The following is a 19562-nucleotide window of genomic DNA, read 5'->3' on the forward strand; positions in this document are numbered from 1 at the left end:
TTCAAGTGCTGTTCGAGCTGTGATGTCGGTCAACTTCGGGATATCGGTCTACTTCAGGATGGCTGGTTTGAGGACAGGCGGATCTGATGGCTAGGCAAGCGCGTGCGGAAATCACCCGCGATTCGGTGCTGGCAGGCGCGGCCGACGTCTTTCTGCGACTCGGTTACGCGAATGCGAGCCTCAGCGAGATCATCTCGCAATCCAACGTCACCAAGGGCGCACTGTACTTCCACTTCGGATCCAAGGAAGAACTGGCGCGCGCCGTGGTCGACCAGGGCAACGAACGACTGCGCGGCGCCTGTCAGGGCTTCTTCGACCCGCGGGTACCCGCACTCGAAGCCGCCATCGGCATCACCTACGTCGTCGCCGACCTCACCATGAACGATCCGATGGTCGGCGCGATGCTCAAACTCACCCACCAGATCGGCGACTACCGCGGCGCCTCGGGCGAGAACATCACCAAGACCTGGGGCGAAACCCAGATCCTGCTCGCCGAGCGGGCCATCGCGCAGGGCGACCTCAAACCCGACCTGGACCCCGAAACCATCGGCCTTCTCCTGCAGGAGATGACCGCCGGAGTCCACATCACCGCCGTCGGTACCGAATCCATCGACCAGATGGCAGTGCGCATGGAACGCATGTGGTACTTCCTGCTGCCCTCGATCGTGCCGGACGAGAAGGTGGCGTACTTCCGGGAATTCGCCGCGCGGCGGTTGCGTCGCTACGTGCCGTAATTTTGGCCCTCGCTTCGCTTCGGCGGGGTCTCGGCCCGTAGAAGTACGCCTTGGTGGTATTTCTTCGGGTATTGGTGTGCCCTGCACGTGCTGGTCGCGTGGAGTGGCGGGGACCACCGTGCTGGCGGCGCATTCGCGTGACTACACTCGATTGGTCGCTCTGAAAATCGCCGATCTGTGCAGCGGGAGTTTCTTTCATGCCGAGCCATCGCCCACCTCTTGCGGGACTGGCCGAGGTGGCCGGTGCCGATGCCGCGCTGAGCCAGGTTCGGCAACTGATCGGGCGCTCCTCGGTGCAGCTGGTCGCGCCGTCCGCGATCCGGCCGTTCGTGGCGGCGACCGTCGCGGCCGCGCGGCCGCTGGTGGTGGTGACCGCCACCGGGCGGGAGGCCGACGATCTGACCGTCGAGCTGAGCGAGATCATCGGCGATCGGGTCGCGCTGTTCCCGTCCTGGGAGACGCTGCCGCACGAGCGGTTGTCGCCCAGTGCCGACACCGTGGGCCGGCGGTTGCAGGTGCTGCGGCGGCTGGCGCATCCGGAGGATCCGGGCCACCCGGAACCGCTGCAGGTGGTGGTGACCACGGTCCGGTCGCTGATGCAGCCGATGGCTCCGGGCCTGGGCGAGATCGAACCCATCGTGCTGCGCGTCGGCGCCGAATTCGATTTCGACGAATTGACCACGCGTCTGGTCGAATTCGCTTATGAGCGCGCCGATATGGTCGGCAAGCGCGGCGAATTCGCGGTGCGCGGCGGCATTCTCGACATCTTCCCGCCCACCGCCGATCATCCGGTGCGCGTGGAATTCTGGGGCGACGAGATCAGTGAACTGCGCGCGTTCTCCGTCGCCGACCAGCGTTCGCTCACCGAGGTCGAGGTGGATCTCGTTGTGGCGCAGCCCTGCCGGGAACTGCTGCTGACCGAGGAGCTGCGCGAATCCGCGGCGAAGGTGGCCGCGGACAATCCGGCCGACGCGGCGCTGGTCGAAATGCTGGAGAAGCTGTCGCAGGGCATTCCGGTGGAGGGGATGGAGGCGCTGTTGCCGGTGCTGCGGCCGGGTGAGTTGCAGTTGCTCACCGATGTGGTGCCGACGCAATCGCATGTGCTGCTGTGCGATCCGGAGAAGATCCGCACCCGCGCCGCCGATCTGGTCCGCACCGGACAGGAATTCCTCGAGGCGTCGTGGACGGCCGCGTCCTTCGGCGGGGCGGCCCCCTTGGGCGCGCACGGCCTGGATCTGGCGTCCTCGGCGTATCGCGGTCTGGACGTCGTGCGGGCCGATGCCGAGGCGCGCGGGTTGCCGTGGTGGACGCTGAGCCCGCTGGCCGCCGACGATCCCGCGGAGGTCGTGCTGCCCGTGCTGTCGGCGCCGGCGGCCCGCGGCTCGGAGGAGCTGGTCGCGACCGTCTTCGCCTCGTTGCGCGCGCACGTCACCACCGGTGGACGCGCGGTCATCGTGGTCGCGGGACACGGTACGGCACAACGCATTCAGGAGCGGCTCGCCGATGCCGAGGTTCCGGCCGCGGCGCTCGAGCCGGGCACCGAACCGGTGCGTGGGCTGGTCGGGGTGCTGTGCGGTTCGCTGCACGACGGCATCGTGTTCGACGACGCGAAACTGGTCGTCATCGCCGAATCCGATCTGACCGGCAACCGCGTCACCGCGCCCGGCGAGGGGAAGAAGCTTCCCGCTCGCCGGCGCAATCAGGTCGATCCGCTGGCGTTGAGTTCCGGCGATATGGTCGTGCACGATCAGCACGGCATCGGCCGGTTCGTGGAGATGATCGAACGCACCGTCGGCGGCGCGCGACGCGAGTACCTGGTGATCGAGTACGCGCCCAGTAAGCGCGGTCAGCCCGGCGACCGGTTGTACGTCCCGATGGATTCGCTCGACCAGCTCTCCCGCTACGTGGGCGGGGAGATGCCGAGTCTGTCCAAACTCGGCGGCTCCGACTGGGCGAATACGAAACGCAAGGCGCGCAAGGCCGTTCGTGAGATCGCGACCGAACTCGTGCAGTTGTACGCCGCGCGGCAGGCCGCGCCCGGTCACGCGTTCGCCTCCGATACGCCGTGGCAGCAGGAGATGGAGGACGCGTTCGCGTTCACCGAGACCCACGATCAGCTCACCGCCATCGCCGAGGTGAAGGCCGATATGGAACGCCCGGTGCCGATGGACCGGGTGATCTGCGGCGACGTCGGTTACGGCAAGACCGAGATCGCGGTGCGGGCGGCGTTCAAGGCGGTTCAGGACGGTAAGCAGGTCGCGGTGCTGGTGCCGACCACGCTGCTGGCACAGCAACATCTGCAGACCTTCACCGAACGCGTCGCCGGCTTCCCGGTCACGGTGAAGGGCCTGTCGCGCTTCACCGATCCGGCCGAATCGCGCGAGGTGATCGACGGTATGGCCACCGGTGCGGTCGACATCGTGGTCGGTACCCACCGGCTGCTGCAGACCGGTCTGCGGTGGAAGGAACTCGGCCTCGTGATCATCGACGAGGAACAGCGGTTCGGCGTCGAGCACAAGGAACACATCAAGGCGCTGCGCACCCACGTCGACGTGCTGACCATGTCGGCCACCCCGATTCCGCGCACCCTGGAGATGAGCCTGGCCGGGATCCGGGAGATGTCGACCATCCTCACCCCGCCCGAGGAGCGCCACCCCGTCCTGACCTATGTCGGCGGCTACAACGACAAACAGGTCGCCGCCGCCGTGCGCCGCGAACTGCTGCGCGACGGCCAGGTCTTCTACGTGCACAACCGTGTGTCCTCGATCGACAAGGCCGCCAAGCGAATTCGCGATCTGGTTCCCGAGGCGCGGGTCGCGGTGGCGCACGGCCAGATGAACGAGGACACCCTGGAGAAGACCGTGCAGGGCTTCTGGGAGCGCGAATTCGACGTCCTGGTGTGCACCACGATCATCGAAACCGGTCTGGACATCTCCAACGCCAATACGCTGATCGTCGAACGGGCCGACGCCCTGGGCCTTTCGCAGCTGCACCAGCTGCGCGGCCGGGTCGGGCGCAGCCGGGAACGCGGATACGCCTACTTCCTGTATCCGGCCGAGAAGCCGCTCACCGAAACGGCCTACGACCGCCTGGCCACCATCTCGCAGAACTCCGATCTCGGCGCGGGTATGGCCGTGGCGATGAAGGACCTCGAAATCCGCGGCGCCGGAAACGTTCTCGGCGCCGAACAGTCCGGCCATGTCGCCGGCGTCGGCTTCGATCTGTATGTGCGACTGGTCGGTGAGGCGGTGGAGGCCTATCGCGCCGCCGCCGACGGCCGCCCGATCACGACCGAGGAAGAGGTCAAGGAGGTGCGGATCGACCTGCCGGTGGATGCGCACATTCCGCCCGACTACATCGCCAGCGACCGGCTGCGGCTGGAGGCCTACCGCAAACTGGCTGCGGCACAGGATGATTCGGCGCTGGCCGCCGTGGTGGAGGAGCTCGTCGACCGGTACGGCCCGCTGCCGGTGGAGGTCGGCCGGTTGGTGTCGGTCGCGAAGTTGCGACTGCTGTGCCGCGAGTACGGCATCCAGGAGGTCGGCGTCACGGGCACCACACTGAAGGTATCGCCGCTGCAGTTGCCCGATTCGAAGCAGATGCGGCTCAAGCGGCTGTATCCGAGTGCGAGCTATCGGCCCACCACCGGCATCGTGCAACTGCCGCTGCCCCGCGTGGAGGACAGCGTGGGCGCGGCGCGGGTGCGCGATGTGCAGTTGTTGCAGTTCGTCGCCGATCTGCTGCTGGCGCTCGACGGGAAGCCGAAGGGCATGGTCGATCTCGCGGTGCGCGCGGAGGTCGCGGTCGGGTGAGCGAGGACCGGGTCGAGCGCCCGTCGGATGGCTCCGACGACGCCGCGGCTGATTCCGCGCGGGTCGCGCACGGTCTGACCGAGGCCGTCGAGGTCATGGACCGGCTGTGGAATTTCGGCGGCTGGGAGGTCACCCAGACCCACGATTCGCTGCGGCCGTATCTGCTGGAGGAGACCTACGAACTCCTCGACGCCATTCAGCACGGCGATGCGGAGACGATCAAGGAGGAACTCGGCGACCTGCTGTTGCAGGTGCTGTTCCATTCCCGGATCGCCGAGGCCGCGGGCGAATTCACCATCGACGAGGTGGCCGCCGCGCTGGTCGCCAAACTGGTGCACCGCAGCCCGCATCTGTCCGATCCGGCGGTGGACGCCGGAGCGGATGTGGCCGCGAAGGTCGCCGCGCAGGAACGAGCCTGGGAGGAACGCAAACTCACCGAGAAGGCGCGCCGCTCCTGCCTGGACGGGATCGCGATGGCGCAACCCGCGCTGGCGCTGGCGGAGAAGATTCGCTCCCGCAGCGCGAAGGCGGGATTACCCCAGGATCTGGTCCCCGAGGAGCTGCGGGTGATTCACCTGGGTGGACCCGAAAGCGCCGAGGAGCGGCTCCGCAAGGCCACGCTGGACTTCGCGGCGCGAATCCGGGCCGCGGAGGACGCGGCCGAGCAGACCCGCGGCGTACGCGGACCACTGGGTCCCGACGAGTGGCGCGCTCACTGGGAAACCTTCGCCGACGCGCTGGGGGACCGGCAGCGCCGGCCGTGAGGTCACGCCCGGTCGGCTCGCCCGTGTCGGGTGGTCAGGAGCCTTCCGCCAGATAGCGTTCGACGGTCTCGACTTTCGACGTCAGGGCGCCGGTGACGCCGGGACGGATGTCGGCCTTGATCACCAGGCTGCAGCGCGGCGCGACCGCGAGGACGGCGTCGGAGGCCTGTTTGATCACCCCCATCACCTCGTCCCATTCGCCCTCGAGTGTGGTGAACATGGCATTGGTTTCGTTCGGCAGCCCGCTGGCGCGGACGATGCGGACGGCTTCGGCGACGGCGCGGCCCACATCGGCGCCGGTGCCGATCGGGGTGACCGAGAAGGCGGCGATCATGGGCGTCAATTCTTCGCGTCGACCATCTCCTGCAGGGTGGCGACACGCGAGCGGAGGTATTCGAGTTCCGGTTCGTCGAGGACCGTGCGCTGAATGCCCGCTTCGACCTCGAACGCGCCCTGGCGGTGGTCGTCGATCACCTCGACATCGATGGCGACGGCCACATAGTCCTCGGCGCCGGGCATCGGATCGGCGATGACGCGCGCCCGACCGCGGGCGCACAGTGCCACATTGCCGCCACCGAGGATCAGCAGCGCGACATCGGGACGTTTGCGCAGCCGCGCCAGCGAACCGCGATCGAACTTCAGGCTCAACAGGATTCGCCGGTCGTCGGCACGCACCGGCCAGCTGACGGGTATCGCGTGCGGCGACGGATCGGTGGTCACCAGGACGGCGATGGTGTCCAGTGGCCAGGTCGGCAGGACGTCCAGTTCGGGATGCTCGGCCGCGGGCTGTTGACGTTCTCCGGCACTGGCTACCATCTCGTCACCTCACGGTCGGCTTACGCGGCGGCGTCGGCCGCGACTGGCACCCCAGTGTAAACCGTTGTGCCGCTTACGTGCTGGGTGTGCAGGCCGGATTCGAGCGGCGCTGGTGGTAGGGGTGCGAACGGGTGGTCGGCCCCGCGTCGCGCGTAAGTGTGGATCGGATCGGGACGAACCGTCAGTTCATGCTATCGGCGAGCTCGCGTGGTTCGCTGTCCTCCCGGTGGTGCAGCAGGGAGAAGTACCGGCGCAGCATCAGCAGGGCGGTGGCCGCCAAGCCCGCGGTCAGACCCCACCAGACTCCGTTCGCGCCCAGGCCGAGCGGGAAGGCGAGCAGCAGTGCGGTCGGCAGGCCGACGAGCCAATACCCCACCAGCGAAAGCCGGAATCCGGCGCGCGTGTCCTTCACACCCCGCAGCAGCCCGTTGCCGATGTTCTGTGCGGCATCGAAGAACTGCAGGACGACGGCGATCAGCAGCAGGCTGTGCGCGAGTTCGACGGTGGCGCCGTCGCGGCCGGCGAGGAACGGGCGCAGCACCAGATCGGGCGCGGCGACGTACAGCACGCCGACGACCGCGGCCACCACGGCCGCCTGCCGCAATGCCAGCCAGGCCAGGTTCTGGGCGCGGCGGAACTCCTCGCGGGCCACGGCCCGGCTCACCAGGATCGAGACCCCGTGCGAGAGCCCCACCGCGACCTGGAACACGATGTAGACGAGCTGATACACCACGTTGTGCGCGGCCAGCGCCGCCGGGCCGAGCGTGCCCATCGCCAGCGCCAGCACCGAGAACATGCCTGCCTCGGAGCCGTAGGTGAGCGCGATGGGCGCGCCGAGCCGCAGTTCCGCGGTGACCGTTCGCCGGCGGACCGGCCACATCCGCACCGGCAGCGTCGGCCCCAGCGCCGCGTCGCGGCGCACCATCACCCAGAACACCGCGAAGGTGACGAGGAAGACGACCGAGGACGCCACGCCGACACCGGTCAGGCCCAGGGCGGGCAGTCCGGCCCAGCCGTGGATCAGGGCCAGCGCGACCACCGCGTTCACGGCCACCGAGCCGAGCGTCACCACCAGCAGCGCCTGCGGCCGTTGCATGCCGACGGTGTATTGCCGCAACACCTGGAACCACAGGCAGGGCAGCAGACCCGGGGCCAGCGCCACCATCATCGGCCGCGCTTCGGCCAGCACCGCGGCGTCTTGGCCGAGCCATTGCAGCGACCAGCCCAGGCCGACCAGGATCAGGCCGCCGAGCAACCCCGCCGCCGTGGCGATGAGGAAGCTCGATCGGACCACATCGCGGATCTCGTGTTCGGGGTCGCGGCGCTGCTTCTCGGCCCGGCTCACCACGGTTGCCACCTGATTGCCGCTGGCGGTGATCAACCCGACGCACATGGTCCGGATCTGGTTGAACAACACCAGCGCGAGCCCGCCGGCGGCCACCTGGTCGACGCCGAGGCTGCCCATCAGCGCGATATTGGTGGTGGAGATCGCGACCTGGGCCAGCTGCGTCAGCGCGATCGGCGTGGCCAGCGCCGTCAGCCGCCGCCCGTCGCCGCGGGCCGCGACCGCGGTCATCGGCGACCCTCGGTCATCTGATTCATCGGACACCCACCAGGTTTCGCGGCTCGGATACCGCTGGTGTACCCGGTGCGTAGCGGTCCAGCAGGTCGGTGACCGCGTGCTCGGCGGTGCGGTCGAGCAGATCGCGGTCGCTCATCCATTCGTCGTCGAAGACCGTGTCGAGGTACTTTTCCCCGCCGTCGCAGACGATGGTGACGATCGTCGAGCCCGGTTCGAATTCCTCGAGTCGCTGCAGCGCCACATATACCGACCCGCCCGCCGACCCGCCGATCATCAGACCGGAACGCTGCGCGACCGCGCGGGCGGTGGCGAAGGCGTCCACATCCGAGACGGTGACTCCCTCGTCCAGCAGCGAGTAGTCCACGGCCGTACCGACGGTCGCGCCGGGCGGGGTGCCGGTGCCCGACTGCCAGTACGGTCCGCCGGGCCCGCCGAACGCGATCGACCCGACCGGTTCCACGCCGATCACCCGCGCCGGATGGCCCAGGTCGCGCAGCCGCCGCGCCGTGCCGAACAGCGATCCGCCGGTGCCGACCGCGGACACCAGGATGTCGACATGGCCGAGATCGGCCAGCAACTCCTCCGCGACCGCGTAGTAGCCGACCGGATTGGCCTCGTTGTTGTGCTGTTCGGTGAAGTAGGCGTCCGGCCGCGCGGCCGCCATCGCCTCGGCCAGGTCCTCCCGGGCGGAGGTGGCCAGGCTGTCGTCGCCCTCGGCGGCGACGTAGACGAGGTCGGCACCCATGGCTCGCATCGCGCGCAGTTTGTCCTTACAGGCGTGGTGGTCCACGACCGCGGTGAATCGATAACCGCGTTCGGCCGCGACCACCGCCAGTCCCAGTCCGGTATTCCCGGATGTGGACTCGATAATATGCCCGCCACTTCTCAGCAAACCTCGGCGTTCGGCATCGAGCACCATTTCGCGGGCCATCCGGATCTTCGCCGCGCCGGTCGGATTGAACTGTTCGAGTTTGAGTAGTAGCCGGGTGCCGCCCTCGGTGACGGCCAGCTCGAACAGGGGAGTGTTTCCGATCAGGTCCGTCACGCGCGTGACGATCGGCATGCGAGTCTCCTCGAGAGTGTGATGGGAAGGGGAGTCAGCGTTCGAGCGTCCAGCGCAGCCGCGGCGGCTGCGCCGGATCCACGTCCGGGCTGCTCGACAGCAGCACCTTCGGCGGGAGGGGGAGATCGTGGAACGACGATTCGTTCGAATCCATCTGATATCCGGCGGTATTCGGATAGACGAGCAGATCGCCGATGACCGCCGGACGCGGTAGTGGAATGCGCCGCCAGCTCAGCATGTCCGACTCCAGGCAGGTCGCCGCGCCGACGCAGGCCGGAGTCACCGCACCCGGCCGCGTCGGCCACAGCACCGGATCGGGCAGGTATTCACTGTCGAACCACTGTTCGGACAGGCTCAGACTGGTGCCGTCGACGGTGAGCAGCTGGTAGGGAAATGACTGTGCCGTGCGGGTTTTCACGCCTTGGACGCGGAACACCGTGCTTCCGGCGCGGTCGAGCAGCGCGCGCCCGGGTTCGATCGCGAGCCGGATAGCGTGGGCGCGTAGAACTTTCGCCAGGTCGTCGTGGTCGAGGACGGCGGCCAGCGCGGCCGGTCCGGCGGGACGCTGATGGTAGGGATAGTACGAATCGAAGGTCTTGTCCGCGTGGAACCAGTGCGGATCGTGGTCCTCGGTGAAGGCGCGCCAGGCCGTATCCGGCAGATAGTCCACGCCGAATCCGCCGCCGATGGAGACGGTGGTGACCGGATGTCCGAGGGCGCGCGCGTGCAGGCACCGCTCGACCAGCGCCGCCGCGAGTTCCGAGCGGGCGATCGGGTCGTAGCCGGACAGGTGAAAGCTGAAGCCCTCCACCTTGATCGGTGCCGGATCGGTGCGGTGCAGCACCGTGTCGAGTTCGATGTCGGTCATGCCGAATCGGCTGGTCGAATCCGGCGGCAGTACCCGCAGCAGCACCCGGGCGGTGGCGCCGAGGCCCGCGAGCCGGTCGAGTTCGCCCGGTTCGTCGATGGCGATCAGGGCGCCGTGCCGGGTGGCCAGCCACAGCAGCTCATCGGATTTGGCCGGGCCGGTCACCATCAGATCGTGGCCCCGGATGCCATGCGCCAGAGCCGAACTCAGCTCACCGACGCTGGCGACATCGGCGCCGGCGCCGTGTTCGGCGCAGACCCGCACCACGGCTGTGGACTTGTTGGCCTTCTTGCCGTAGTAGATCGCGCCGTCGACGCCGTGGCGGCGGAACTGTTCGCGGAAGCCGTCGATATTCACGCCCACCCGCTGCGGGGACAGCACGTGGAACGGGCCGCCGACCGCGTAGGCGATGTCGTCGAGCAGACGGGCGTCGGCCAGCAGCCGGTGCTCCCATTCGTCTCGGTGTGCGGGGAGGGGAGGTGCGGTGATCGAACGAGGGGTCAACGTATCCTTGGGCGCCTGCGTACTCCGGCTCGCGGTCACCGCCTCGTCTCCGAGGCCGACGACCGCTTCGAGTCACCGAAAGTTGTTTGCGCAGTGGGCATACCCCATGGGCGCGCTCGCCGCGGTGTCGCCGGTCGGCCCGCACGTGGTGTAGCGAGCGGCCGGATCGTCGTCCGGTTCGCGGTCGGCCGGGACGACCGCGTAGCGCTAGGGGTGGGCGTCCCGGTCAGTCCCACAGCGGCACCTCCGTGCCCCGGCCCTCGGCGATGGCGCGTTCGGCCAGGGCGTGCGCGACGGCGATATCGGTGAGGACCAAGCCGCTGTTGTAGACGAACAGCCGTTCGTCGGCACTGGTGCGCGCGGTCGCGCGGCGGCCCAGAATCGCCGGCAGTTCGGCGTCGACCGAGCGCAACCGCCCATCCGGCCCTGCCATATCGGTGCCGGTCAGCGCCATCTGCTCGGCGCTGGTGGCGACCACGCGATCGGCGTCGGTGAGCGTCGAGGGAGCCAGTCCGTAACCGACCAGCACGGCCACCGAACCCGGTGCCAGATCATCGGATTCGAGGGCGACCTGCGTGCCCGGACCGGCGGTCGCGAGCACCACATCGGCGGTCGCCGCCGCGGCGCGCGGATCCTCGACCACGTCCAGATCCAGGTGCGGAGCGTGCGCGCGCAGGTGGGTGCCCACCGCTTCCAGGCCCTCGGGATGGGTGCCGTACACCATCAGCCGGTTCAGCTGCGGATTCGCGGCGAGCAAGTGCGGCAACGCGTTTCGGCCCTGGGTGCCGGTGCCGATCAGTAGGACGCTGCGCGCACCCGGCCGCACCGTTTCACGCACCAGCAGCGCCGACACCGCCGGCGTGCGCAGTGCGCCCACCCGCGCGCAGTCCATCATCGCGATGGGCGTGCCGGTGGCGTCGTCGTAGAGGGTGATGGTGGTGTAGTAGCGCTTGGTGCTGCGGTCGTGGCTCGGATCGAATTTGTACGAGGTCTTCATCGCCACCACCCGGCGGCGCCCGTCGCGCCCCAGCATCGCGTACGCCACCGACCAGCCGTCCGGATGCGCCACACTGAGCTTGCGGGGGTTGTCCGAATCACCCTGTGCCAGGGCCAGATAGGCGTCCTCGACGGCGCGCACCACCTCGTTGGGGGCGATCGGGACATCGGCGAGATCGCTGCGGCTGAGTACGCGCAACGGGGTGGGGCGGCTGCTCACTGCGTTCCTCGGTTCACTGGTCGGTTCATCGGTGCGAGATCTTCGGTGCCGCAGTGGGATCGGGCGCGAACGGCCGCACCGTCCGCTGCCCGTATCCGCTTTCGCCGGCCTCGGCCGGTGCGCGGCGGCGTGCCAGCCGGATGTTGACCCGTTTGAGCCAGCGGTCGGTCCCGTCGTAACGGGGCGTGAACGGAACCCGGCCGTGCACGACGACATCATTGTCCATCAGCAGCAACTCGCCGGGCTCCAACACCGCGCGGTGACAGACTCGTTCCAGTTCCGCACCGAGATGGGCGTAGGCGCAACGGTATTCGGGGCCGGCCTCGTCGAGCGGGGTATAGGCGGGGTCGTAGCGCAGGGTCGGCCCACCGTCACCGGCGGCGACGGTGGCCACCGGGGCGGGGCGATGCCCGCTGAAATCCTCGCCGTAGGAGACGTCGGGCAGGATCGGCACGATCGGTTCGGCGAGCAGCCGCCGCCCGTCCGCGTCCAGGTATACCCGGCGGACCGAGGACACCGTGGTGCCCACCCTATCGGGATTGCGCAGACAACCGAGCAGCAGCAGATGCGCGCGTTCGGGATGGAAGGCGTCCTCGGTGTGCGGGCTCAGCAGGGTGGTGCTGCTGGCGCCGGACTGTTCGTGTTCGTGGCCGGGTGTGGGCAGGATGTTGTTGACCAGCCGCCCGCCCTGCTGGCCTTGCCAGCCGAACGGTTCGCCGGCGCAGCGGGCGAGCAGCAACAGGGCGATATCCAGGCGAAACGAGGCCGGACTCGCCGGTTCGGCGGCATGGGCCCAGTCGGGCGGCGTCGGGCCGAGCTCGTCGTCGCGCACCGGCAGGCGGCCGATGATCGTCGCTCCGGCGGCGGTGTCGGGCGGGCGCAACGCGGTTCGCACCGCCGCCGGAAGGTCGGCGGCGTAGGCGTCGACGAGCCGGATCAGCGCCGGATCGGAGAGGGTGCGCCGGATCGGGGCGGAGCCGCCGGGCGTGTGGTCGAGTGTGATCGCGATCTCTTCGGCCGAACAGAAGACGGCCGCCGCGGCCTCGGGCGGAAGCGTGCGGCGGTCGATCGGTGCGGTTTCTTCGTGCTGGGGTGTCTTACGTTCGCGGAGAACGTTTTTCACCAGGAGTTCCCTTCCTCGCAATGGGGATGAAGCAGGTGGTGAAGACTCGGACTGCGAAGTTAGTCGCTCCGTTGATCTTAAGCAAGGCTTACCTAAAGTACGTCATTGGACATAGCGTTTCGGTATCGAACGGTTGCCGGGAAAGGTAGCTGATCGTATGCCGAGTCGGGTGGAGCGCACCGTCACGATGCGTGCCATCCGCGCGCGAATCTGGATGATGGAGAGGTGCGTTCGACCATCCCCGGATTCCGGCCCCTCGCGTTCGCCGCTGTCGCGGCGGTCGCGCTGCTGTCCGGATGTGCGGGAACCGATAACCTGCCCCCGATTCCGGACGGTTTCCCGCCCGGTGCGGGCAGCCCGGTTCCGCTGATCGACCTCGATGCGCCCGGCCGTAGTGCCGAACAGTTGCGTGGCTGGGCGGAAGGGCAGTCGGACGCGCTCGGCATCCCGGCGGTCGCGCTCGAGGCCTACGGATACGCGGCCGAGGTCATGGAGCGATCGCGTCCCGACTGCGGCATCGGCTGGACCACGATCGCGGGTATCGCGCGGGTGGAGAGCAAGCACGGCCGCCACGGCGGTTCCGACCTGGATGCCGACGGTGAGGTCCGCCCGCCCATCCGCGGCATCCCCTTGGACGGATCACCCGGTGTCGCAAGGATTCTCGACAACGAGGCCACCGCACGCGCCGGCGCTCCGGTCTACGTGCGCGCCGAGGGTCCGTTCCAATTCCTGCCCGAAACCTGGCAGCACTGGGGTGTGGATGCCAACGGGGACGGCCGGGTGGATCCGGACAGCATCGACGACGCATCGCTGACCGCCGCGCGCTACCTGTGCGCCAGCGGCGGCGATCTGCGCACAGCGGAGGGGTGGCAGAAGGCGGTGCTGACCTACAACCAGTCCACCACCTATATGGCGACCGTGCGGACGAAGGCGGCGGCGTACAGCGTCGGCCGTCGCGCCTGAGACCCGCCCCGCGGCCGCGCGCACGCTCCGGCCCCGCCGCAATTCGTTGCGCGCGCGAACGACCGCGACCGCGCGCCCACCTGTGTCGTGCGTTCCGCACCGCACCCATTAGGCTCGCAGACGCACGGGCCCGCCGTGCGACCTGCTCATGGACGGCGGTGGGCAGGGCCCTGAATTGATCGCCAGCAGCCGAAGGAGTGTCGTTTCGTGGCCATCATCGAACAGGTCGGAGCTCGCGAGATCCTGGATTCGCGCGGTAACCCCACCGTCGAGGTCGAGATCGCTCTCGACGACGGCACGCTGACCCGCGCGGCGGTGCCGTCCGGCGCCTCCACCGGCGAGCACGAGGCCGTGGAGTTGCGCGACGGCGGCGACCGCTACGGCGGCAAGGGTGTCCGCAAGGCCGTCGAGGGCGTGCTGGACGAGATCGCACCGGCCGTGATCGGCCTGGACGCGGTCGAGCAGCGCACCGTCGACCAGGTGCTGCTGGATCTGGACGGCACCCCGGACAAGTCGCGCCTCGGCGCCAACGCCCTGCTGGGTGTCTCGCTGGCGGTGGCCCGCTCGGCCGCCGAGTCCTCGGGGCTGGAGCTGTTCCGCTACCTGGGCGGCCCGAACGCGCATGTGCTGCCGGTGCCGATGATGAACATCCTCAATGGTGGCGCCCACGCCGACACCAGTGTCGACGTGCAGGAATTCATGATCGCCCCGATCGGCGCGCCCACCTTCCGCGAGGCGCTGCGCTGGGGTGCGGAGGTCTACCACGCCCTCAAGGCCGAGCTGAAGACCAAGGGCCTGTCCACCGGTCTCGGTGACGAGGGCGGTTTCGCCCCGGATCTGGCCGGCGGCACCCGCGAGGCGCTGGACCTGATCGCTTCGGCGATCGGCAAGGCCGGCTACAACCTGGGCAGCGATGTCGCGCTGGCTCTCGACGTCGCCGCGACCGAGTTCTACACCGCCGGAACGGGCTACAAGTTCGAGGGCGCCGAGCGCACCGCCGAGCAGATGGCCGAGTTCTACAACGACCTGCTGGGCGCCTACCCGCTGGTCTCGATCGAGGACCCGCTGTCGGAGGACGACTGGGACGGCTGGGTCGCGCTGACCGATCTGATCGGCGACAAGATCCAGCTGGTCGGCGACGACCTGTTCGTCACCAACCCGGAGCGGCTCGAGGACGGCATCGCCAAGGGTGCCGCCAACGCGCTGCTGGTGAAGGTCAACCAGATCGGCACCCTCACCGAGACGCTGGACGCGGTCGAGCTCGCCCACCGCAACGGCTACAAGACCATGATGAGTCACCGTTCGGGCGAGACCGAGGACACCACCATCGCCGATCTGGCGGTCGCGGTCGGCAGCGGTCAGATCAAGACCGGTGCCCCCGCCCGCAGCGAACGCGTCGCCAAGTACAACCAGCTGCTGCGCATCGAGGACGCGCTCGGCGATTCGGCTCGCTACGCCGGTGACGTTGCATTCCCCCGGTTCGTCTTCGAGGGGTAGTAGCCTCGACAACGGGTGTGGCGTGCGGTGCCGGTCGACACAGCGGCCGGTCACCGTGCGCAACCGTTGCGCTGTGCGGTCGAATCGCAGCGCCGCTACGGCACGGATTTGCAGCACCGCTGCTGCACGGATTCGCAGCACCGCTGCGGAGGCAGGCGATTTCGAGGTGTGGGGATGACGGAGCGACGGGCGCGCGGTACCAGTCCGGCAGGACGCGGTGACCGCCGCTCGACGCGGTCGCCCAGACCCGAACGGGCCGCGAACGGCTCCGCGCGCACGTCCGCCGGCAAACGGGCCGCGCAACGGCGTCCGGCCGGCACGAAATCCGAACCGCGCACTACGCGCGCGAAGTCGAAGAAGTCCGAGGATCGCCACGAGCGCCGGATTCTCGGGCTGTCCACCGGCCGGGCCGTCATCCTGGCTGCGGTGCTGTGCGCGCTCGCGTTGACGCTCGCCGTGCCGATGCGCACCTACTTCAGCCAGCGTTCGGAATCGGCGCAGCTGGCCGAACAGCGCCGCGATCTGGAAAGCGATCTGACGCGGTTGCGCGACCGTCGCGCACAGCAGGAAGATCCCGCCTACATCCGCTCCGAGGCCCGCGACCGGCTGCGGCTGGTGATGCCGGGCGACACCGCCTACATCGTGCAGGTCCCCGGTATCGAGCAGCCCGCGGTGCCGGTGCCGACGAGTCAGGCCCGCCGCCCCGATCCCTGGTACACCCAGCTGTGGCGCAGTATGTCCGAGCCGCAGCCCACCCCCACGACGCCGGCGCCCCCGCCGCCCCCTCCACCACCGCCCCCGCCCCATCCCGAAGGAGAACCCAGGTGACCGACCCCGCTACGCCCGAGCCTTCGTCCGGCGAGGCGGGTGAGGAGCAGGGTGCGCCCGCCGCGGCGGATCTCGAGATCGTGGCCCGTCAGCTCGGGCGGGAGCCGCGCGGAGTGCTCGCCATCGCCTATCGCACACCCGACGGCCGACCGGCGGTCGTGAAGACCGCGCCGCGGTTACCCGACGGCACCCCGTTCCCCACGCTCTACTACCTCACCGATCCGCGCCTGACCGCCGAGGCGAGCCGGCAGGAAGCCGCCGGGCTGATGCGCGGGATGACCGAACGCCTGGCCGCCGACCCGGAACTGGCCGCCGCCTACCGCGTCGCGCACGAGAGCTACCTGTCCGAACGCGACGAAATCGAGTCGCTGGGAACGGATTTCAGCGGTGGCGGGATGCCGGAGCGGGTCAAATGCCTGCACGTGCTGATCGCGCATTCGCTGGCCAAGGGGCCGGGACTGAACCCGCTCGGTGACGAGGCGGTCGCGCTGGCGGCCGATACCGGACTGCGCGGCACCGCGATTCCGCAGGACTGGCCGAAATACGAGCAGTACCAACCGAATACCGATGCGGGAGACAGTGATGAGTGACCGGGTTGCCGCCGTCGACTGCGGCACCAATTCCATCCGGCTCCTGATCGCCGATGTCGGCGCGGACGGCCACCTCACCGACGTGCACCGCGAGATGCGGATCGTGCGGCTCGGCAAGGGCGTGGACGCCACGGGCGAACTGAATCCGGAGGCGATCGAACGCACCCGCGTCGCCCTGCACGACTACGTCGACCGCATGATCGACGCCGGGGTGAGCCGGGTGCGCATGGTCGCCACCAGCGCCACCCGCGACGCCCGCAACCGCGACGACTTCTTCACCATGACCGGGGTGGAACTGGGCCGAGTCGTGCCCGGCGCCCAGGCCGAGGTGATCACCGGCGACGAGGAGGCGCGGCTCTCGTTCGCGGGCGCGGTCGGCGAATTGTCCAGTGCCGAAGGGCCGTTCGTGGTCGTCGACCTCGGTGGCGGATCCACCGAGGTGGTGCTCGGCGACAGCTCCGGCGTGCAGGAGGCCTACTCGGCCGATATCGGCTGTGTGCGGATCACCGAACGTTGCCTGCACGGTAATCCGCCGACCGGCGAGGAGGTCGCGTCCGCGCGGTTCTTCGCCTCGCAGCAGCTGGCCCAGGCCTTCGGCGTGGTTCCGGTCGAGCGCGCCCGCACCTGGGTGGGGGTGGCCGGCACCATGACCACGATCGCCGCCGTCGCGCTGGACCTGCCCGAATACGATTCGGAGCGGGTGCATCTGACCCGGCTCACGTTCGATCAGCTCCGCGAGGTCTGCCACCGCCTCATCGGGATGAATCACGACGAACGCGCCGCCCTGGGTCCCATGCATCCGGGCCGGGTCGATGTGATCGGCGGCGGTGCGGTGATCACCGAGGTGCTGGCCGACGAACTGGCGCGCCGGGCCGGGATTTCGGAGTTGATCGTGAGCGAGCACGACATTCTCGACGGTATCGCGCTGTCGATCGCCTGAGAGTGCGGCAGCGCGGCGCTACCACACAGGTCCGGTCCCTCCGGCGCGATCGGCACCTTCTGATGGTGCGGCCCCGACACCCCGCGTGATCGGCGATTCCCCCGATCGGCGTACCTCGTTGCTGGACAATTGCGTCTCATGAGCAGGGTGGAACCCGTCCCGGGAGAGCAGGCGTTGCCGGAGACGCGCACGATATTCGGCCATCCCATCGGGCTGGTCAATTTGTTCGGAGTGGAGCTGTGGGAACGGTTTTCGTTCTACGGCATGCTCACCATCCTCGGGTACTACCTGTACTACTCGCTGACCGACGGCGGGCTGGGGCTGGAGAAATCCACCGCGACGGGCATCGTCGGCGCCTACGGCGGGCTGGTGTATCTGTCGACCGTGCTCGGCGGCTGGCTGGCCGACCGGGTGCTCGGGATGGAGCGGACCGTCTTCTACGGCGGTGTCGTGGTGATGGCCGGGCATATCGCGCTGGCGGTGCTGCCCGGACTGGCCGGTGTCGGGGTGGGTCTGGTGCTCGTCGCGCTCGGTTCCGGCGCGTTGAAGGCCAATGCGTCCTCCCTGCTGGGCACGCTCTACGAGAAGGGTGACCCGCGCGCCGACGGTGGTTTCACGCTGTTCTATCTCGGTGTGAATCTGGGCGCGTTCGTCGGCCCGCTGATCACCGGCCTGCTGCAGACCCACCTCGGATTCCACTACGGATTCGGGGCGGCGGCGGTCGGTATGGCGCTCGGGCTCACCCAGTACGTGATCTTCCGGCGCAATCTGGGTACCCACGGACGGGAAGTGCCGAACCCGTTGCCGCGCAGCCAGATCGGGAAGGTGATCACCTTCGTGCTGGTCGTCGCGGTGGTGGTCGCCCTCGCGATGTGGACCGGGCTGGTCCGGTTGTCGAATCTGTCGTGGGTAACCACCGGCGTGATCGCGGCGGTATCGATACTCTATTTCGGATTGATGTTGACCAGTCCGAAAGTGGTTGCGGTGGAACGAGTCCGAGTGCGGGCCTTCATACCGCTGTTCATCGCCAACGCCGTGTTCTGGTCGCTGTTCCAGCAGATCTTCACGGTGCTGGCCGTCTACTCCGACGAACGGATGAACTGGACGCTGTTCGGGTGGACCGCGCCGGCCAGCTGGATCGGCTCGGAGGAACCGATCTGGGTCATCGTGCTGTCGCCCTTGTTCGCGCTCATGTGGACCCGCCTGGGCACCCGAGCCCCCACCACCCCCCGAAAGTTCGCCTACGGCGTGATGGGGATGGGCGCATCGTTCCTCCTGTTCGTCCCCCTGGCCGGCTTCGACGACAAGACCGTTCCCGCCCTGCTCGTCTTCGTCATCCTGGCCGGCTTCGCCATCTCCGAACTCCTGCTGTCCCCGATCGGCCTCGCGGTTACCACTCAGCTCGCCCCGGAGGCTTTCCGAGCCCAGATGATGGCCCTTTACTTCTTCTCCGTCGGCATCGGCACCTCGATGTCCGGCGTCCTGTCCGAGTTCTACGACACCAGCCACGAAGTCGCCTACTTCGGCAGCATCGGCCTGGTCGCGATCGCAGTGGGAATCATCGTTTACTTCCTAGCCCCGCAGGTCAGCCGCCTGATGAAAGGCGTGCACTGAGCAAATCCCCGGACAATTCCGAGACGGACGTACGACTTAGGTACGCTATCCCAGCCGCCCCCGTAGCCCAATTGGCAGAGGCAGCGGACTTAAAATCCGCACAGTGTCGGTTCGAGTCCGACCGGGGGCACCGAGAAGGTGCAGGTGGACTGCGGTTTTCGCCCGGTTGAGGACGTTCGGCCGGATGGTATTGCGGGACGATGGCGCGCCTCATAGTCCTGGACAGTTCTCGCAGGTATCGGGCCCGTCGCAGTAGTGACCCCAGGAGTCGGAGTAGTCCCACTCCATCCACAGGACGGCGTCCGGAGCGAGCTTCCGGATCTCTGCCACGAGTTCGTCTTGTACGGCGAACTGATAATCCTCGAACCCGCGGCCGCCGCCGTGCCGCTCCGTGAACGCCGCGTAGTCCAGTTCGGCGGTCACTCCGTCCAAGCGCCAGCGTCCGTCGCTATCGCGCGGAGTGAGTGTGCCGTCGGTGGACATGCCCTCTCGATCGAACAGAGTTCGCAGCATCGGCAAGACGGCGTTTGCTTGCTCGGTATCGATCCATTGCACATGGAAATCGGCGCGAAAGTACTTGGGCCACCCCAGTTTTGTCACGGGCCGAAGCTATCGCACCCCTATGACACGTCGCCGATCGAAGTAACC

At 68.5% G+C, this 19562-nt stretch carries 17 protein-coding genes and 1 tRNA gene; 10 read left to right on the forward strand and 8 right to left on the reverse strand.

The genetic code is table 11. The features are described 5' to 3' along the window. Positions 1-86 precede the first annotated feature (86 nt). From NK1_RS01085 to NK1_RS01095, 3 genes are all read left to right on the forward strand, one after another. Positions 87-734: a TetR family transcriptional regulator gene (locus tag NK1_RS01085; RefSeq protein WP_040721767.1), complete on the forward strand. Its 648-nt coding sequence runs from the start codon at positions 87-89 to the stop codon at positions 732-734. Positions 735-931: 197 nt separating this feature from the next. Continuing rightward, positions 932-4546: a transcription-repair coupling factor gene (mfd, locus tag NK1_RS01090; RefSeq protein ID WP_063006736.1), complete on the forward strand. Its 3615-nt coding sequence runs from the start codon at positions 932-934 to the stop codon at positions 4544-4546. Positions 4547-4641: 95 nt separating this feature from the next. Next, positions 4642-5310, forward strand: coding sequence for a nucleoside triphosphate pyrophosphohydrolase (locus NK1_RS01095; protein ID WP_084460494.1), 669 nt, complete (start codon positions 4642-4644; stop codon positions 5308-5310). Between the two features lie 34 nt (positions 5311-5344). Here the strand turns inward: NK1_RS01095 and NK1_RS01100 are convergent, their stop codons facing one another. The 7 genes from NK1_RS01100 to NK1_RS01130 form a co-directional block, all read right to left on the reverse strand. After that, positions 5345-5644: an MTH1187 family thiamine-binding protein gene (locus NK1_RS01100; RefSeq protein WP_063006737.1), complete on the reverse strand. Its 300-nt coding sequence runs from the start codon at positions 5642-5644 to the stop codon at positions 5345-5347. A gap of 5 nt (positions 5645-5649) precedes the next feature. Beyond that, positions 5650-6126 (reverse strand): pyridoxamine 5'-phosphate oxidase family protein, encoded by a 477-nt coding sequence (locus NK1_RS01105; protein ID WP_063006738.1) that lies wholly within the window; start codon positions 6124-6126, stop codon positions 5650-5652. A gap of 181 nt (positions 6127-6307) precedes the next feature. Continuing rightward, positions 6308-7702 (reverse strand): MATE family efflux transporter, encoded by a 1395-nt coding sequence (locus NK1_RS01110; RefSeq protein WP_063006739.1) that lies wholly within the window; start codon positions 7700-7702, stop codon positions 6308-6310. Positions 7703-7724: 22 nt separating this feature from the next. Then, a complete protein-coding gene (locus NK1_RS01115) occupies positions 7725-8771 on the reverse strand; it encodes a PLP-dependent cysteine synthase family protein (protein WP_063006740.1) in 1047 nt (348 codons plus the stop codon). Between the two features lie 34 nt (positions 8772-8805). After that, the gene (locus NK1_RS01120) at positions 8806-10143 is read right to left on the reverse strand and encodes a type III PLP-dependent enzyme domain-containing protein (RefSeq protein ID WP_063006805.1); all 1338 of its coding nucleotides are present in this window, start codon (positions 10141-10143) and stop codon (positions 8806-8808) included. Positions 10144-10369: 226 nt separating this feature from the next. Next, the gene (locus NK1_RS01125) at positions 10370-11359 is read right to left on the reverse strand and encodes an ornithine cyclodeaminase family protein (RefSeq protein WP_174552680.1); all 990 of its coding nucleotides are present in this window, start codon (positions 11357-11359) and stop codon (positions 10370-10372) included. 25 nt (positions 11360-11384) lie between these two features. Then, positions 11385-12482 carry a TauD/TfdA family dioxygenase gene (locus NK1_RS01130; RefSeq protein WP_063006741.1) on the reverse strand — a complete coding sequence of 366 codons (1098 nt, stop codon included), beginning with the start codon at positions 12480-12482 and terminating at the stop codon, positions 11385-11387. Positions 12483-12707: 225 nt separating this feature from the next. Here NK1_RS01130 and NK1_RS01135 point away from each other — a divergent pair, with 225 nt between their 5' ends. From NK1_RS01135 to NK1_RS01165, 7 genes are all read left to right on the forward strand, one after another. Continuing rightward, positions 12708-13445: a lytic transglycosylase domain-containing protein gene (locus tag NK1_RS01135; RefSeq protein ID WP_245660296.1), complete on the forward strand. Its 738-nt coding sequence runs from the start codon at positions 12708-12710 to the stop codon at positions 13443-13445. A 207-nt stretch (positions 13446-13652) separates the two neighbouring features. After that, complete coding sequence (gene eno / locus NK1_RS01140; RefSeq protein ID WP_036505145.1) at positions 13653-14942, forward strand: phosphopyruvate hydratase; 1290 nt, start codon at positions 13653-13655, stop codon at positions 14940-14942. Positions 14943-15116: 174 nt separating this feature from the next. After that, on the forward strand, positions 15117-15770 hold the full coding sequence (locus NK1_RS01145; protein ID WP_063006808.1) for an FtsB family cell division protein: 654 nt from the start codon (positions 15117-15119) through the stop codon (positions 15768-15770). Beyond that, the gene (locus NK1_RS01150; protein WP_084460477.1) at positions 15767-16360 is read left to right on the forward strand and encodes a DUF501 domain-containing protein; all 594 of its coding nucleotides are present in this window, start codon (positions 15767-15769) and stop codon (positions 16358-16360) included. Before NK1_RS01145 ends, NK1_RS01150 begins: the two co-directional genes overlap by 4 nt. Continuing rightward, a complete protein-coding gene (locus NK1_RS01155; RefSeq protein WP_063006742.1) occupies positions 16353-17300 on the forward strand; it encodes a Ppx/GppA phosphatase family protein in 948 nt (315 codons plus the stop codon). Before NK1_RS01150 ends, NK1_RS01155 begins: the two co-directional genes overlap by 8 nt. Positions 17301-17438: 138 nt before the next feature. After that, positions 17439-18914 carry a peptide MFS transporter gene (locus tag NK1_RS01160; protein ID WP_063006743.1) on the forward strand — a complete coding sequence of 492 codons (1476 nt, stop codon included), beginning with the start codon at positions 17439-17441 and terminating at the stop codon, positions 18912-18914. Positions 18915-18970: 56 nt separating this feature from the next. Next, positions 18971-19044, forward strand: a tRNA-Leu gene (locus NK1_RS01165). 80 nt (positions 19045-19124) lie between these two features. On the opposite strand, the gene NK1_RS01170 is transcribed toward NK1_RS01165, so the two are convergent. Beyond that, positions 19125-19514 carry a hypothetical protein gene (locus NK1_RS01170; RefSeq protein ID WP_063006744.1) on the reverse strand — a complete coding sequence of 130 codons (390 nt, stop codon included), beginning with the start codon at positions 19512-19514 and terminating at the stop codon, positions 19125-19127. Between the last annotated feature and the right edge of the window lie 48 nt (positions 19515-19562).

The sequence above is a fragment of the Nocardia kruczakiae NBRC 101016 genome (assembly GCF_001612965.1).
Lineage (GTDB): Bacteria > Actinomycetota > Actinomycetes > Mycobacteriales > Mycobacteriaceae > Nocardia > Nocardia kruczakiae.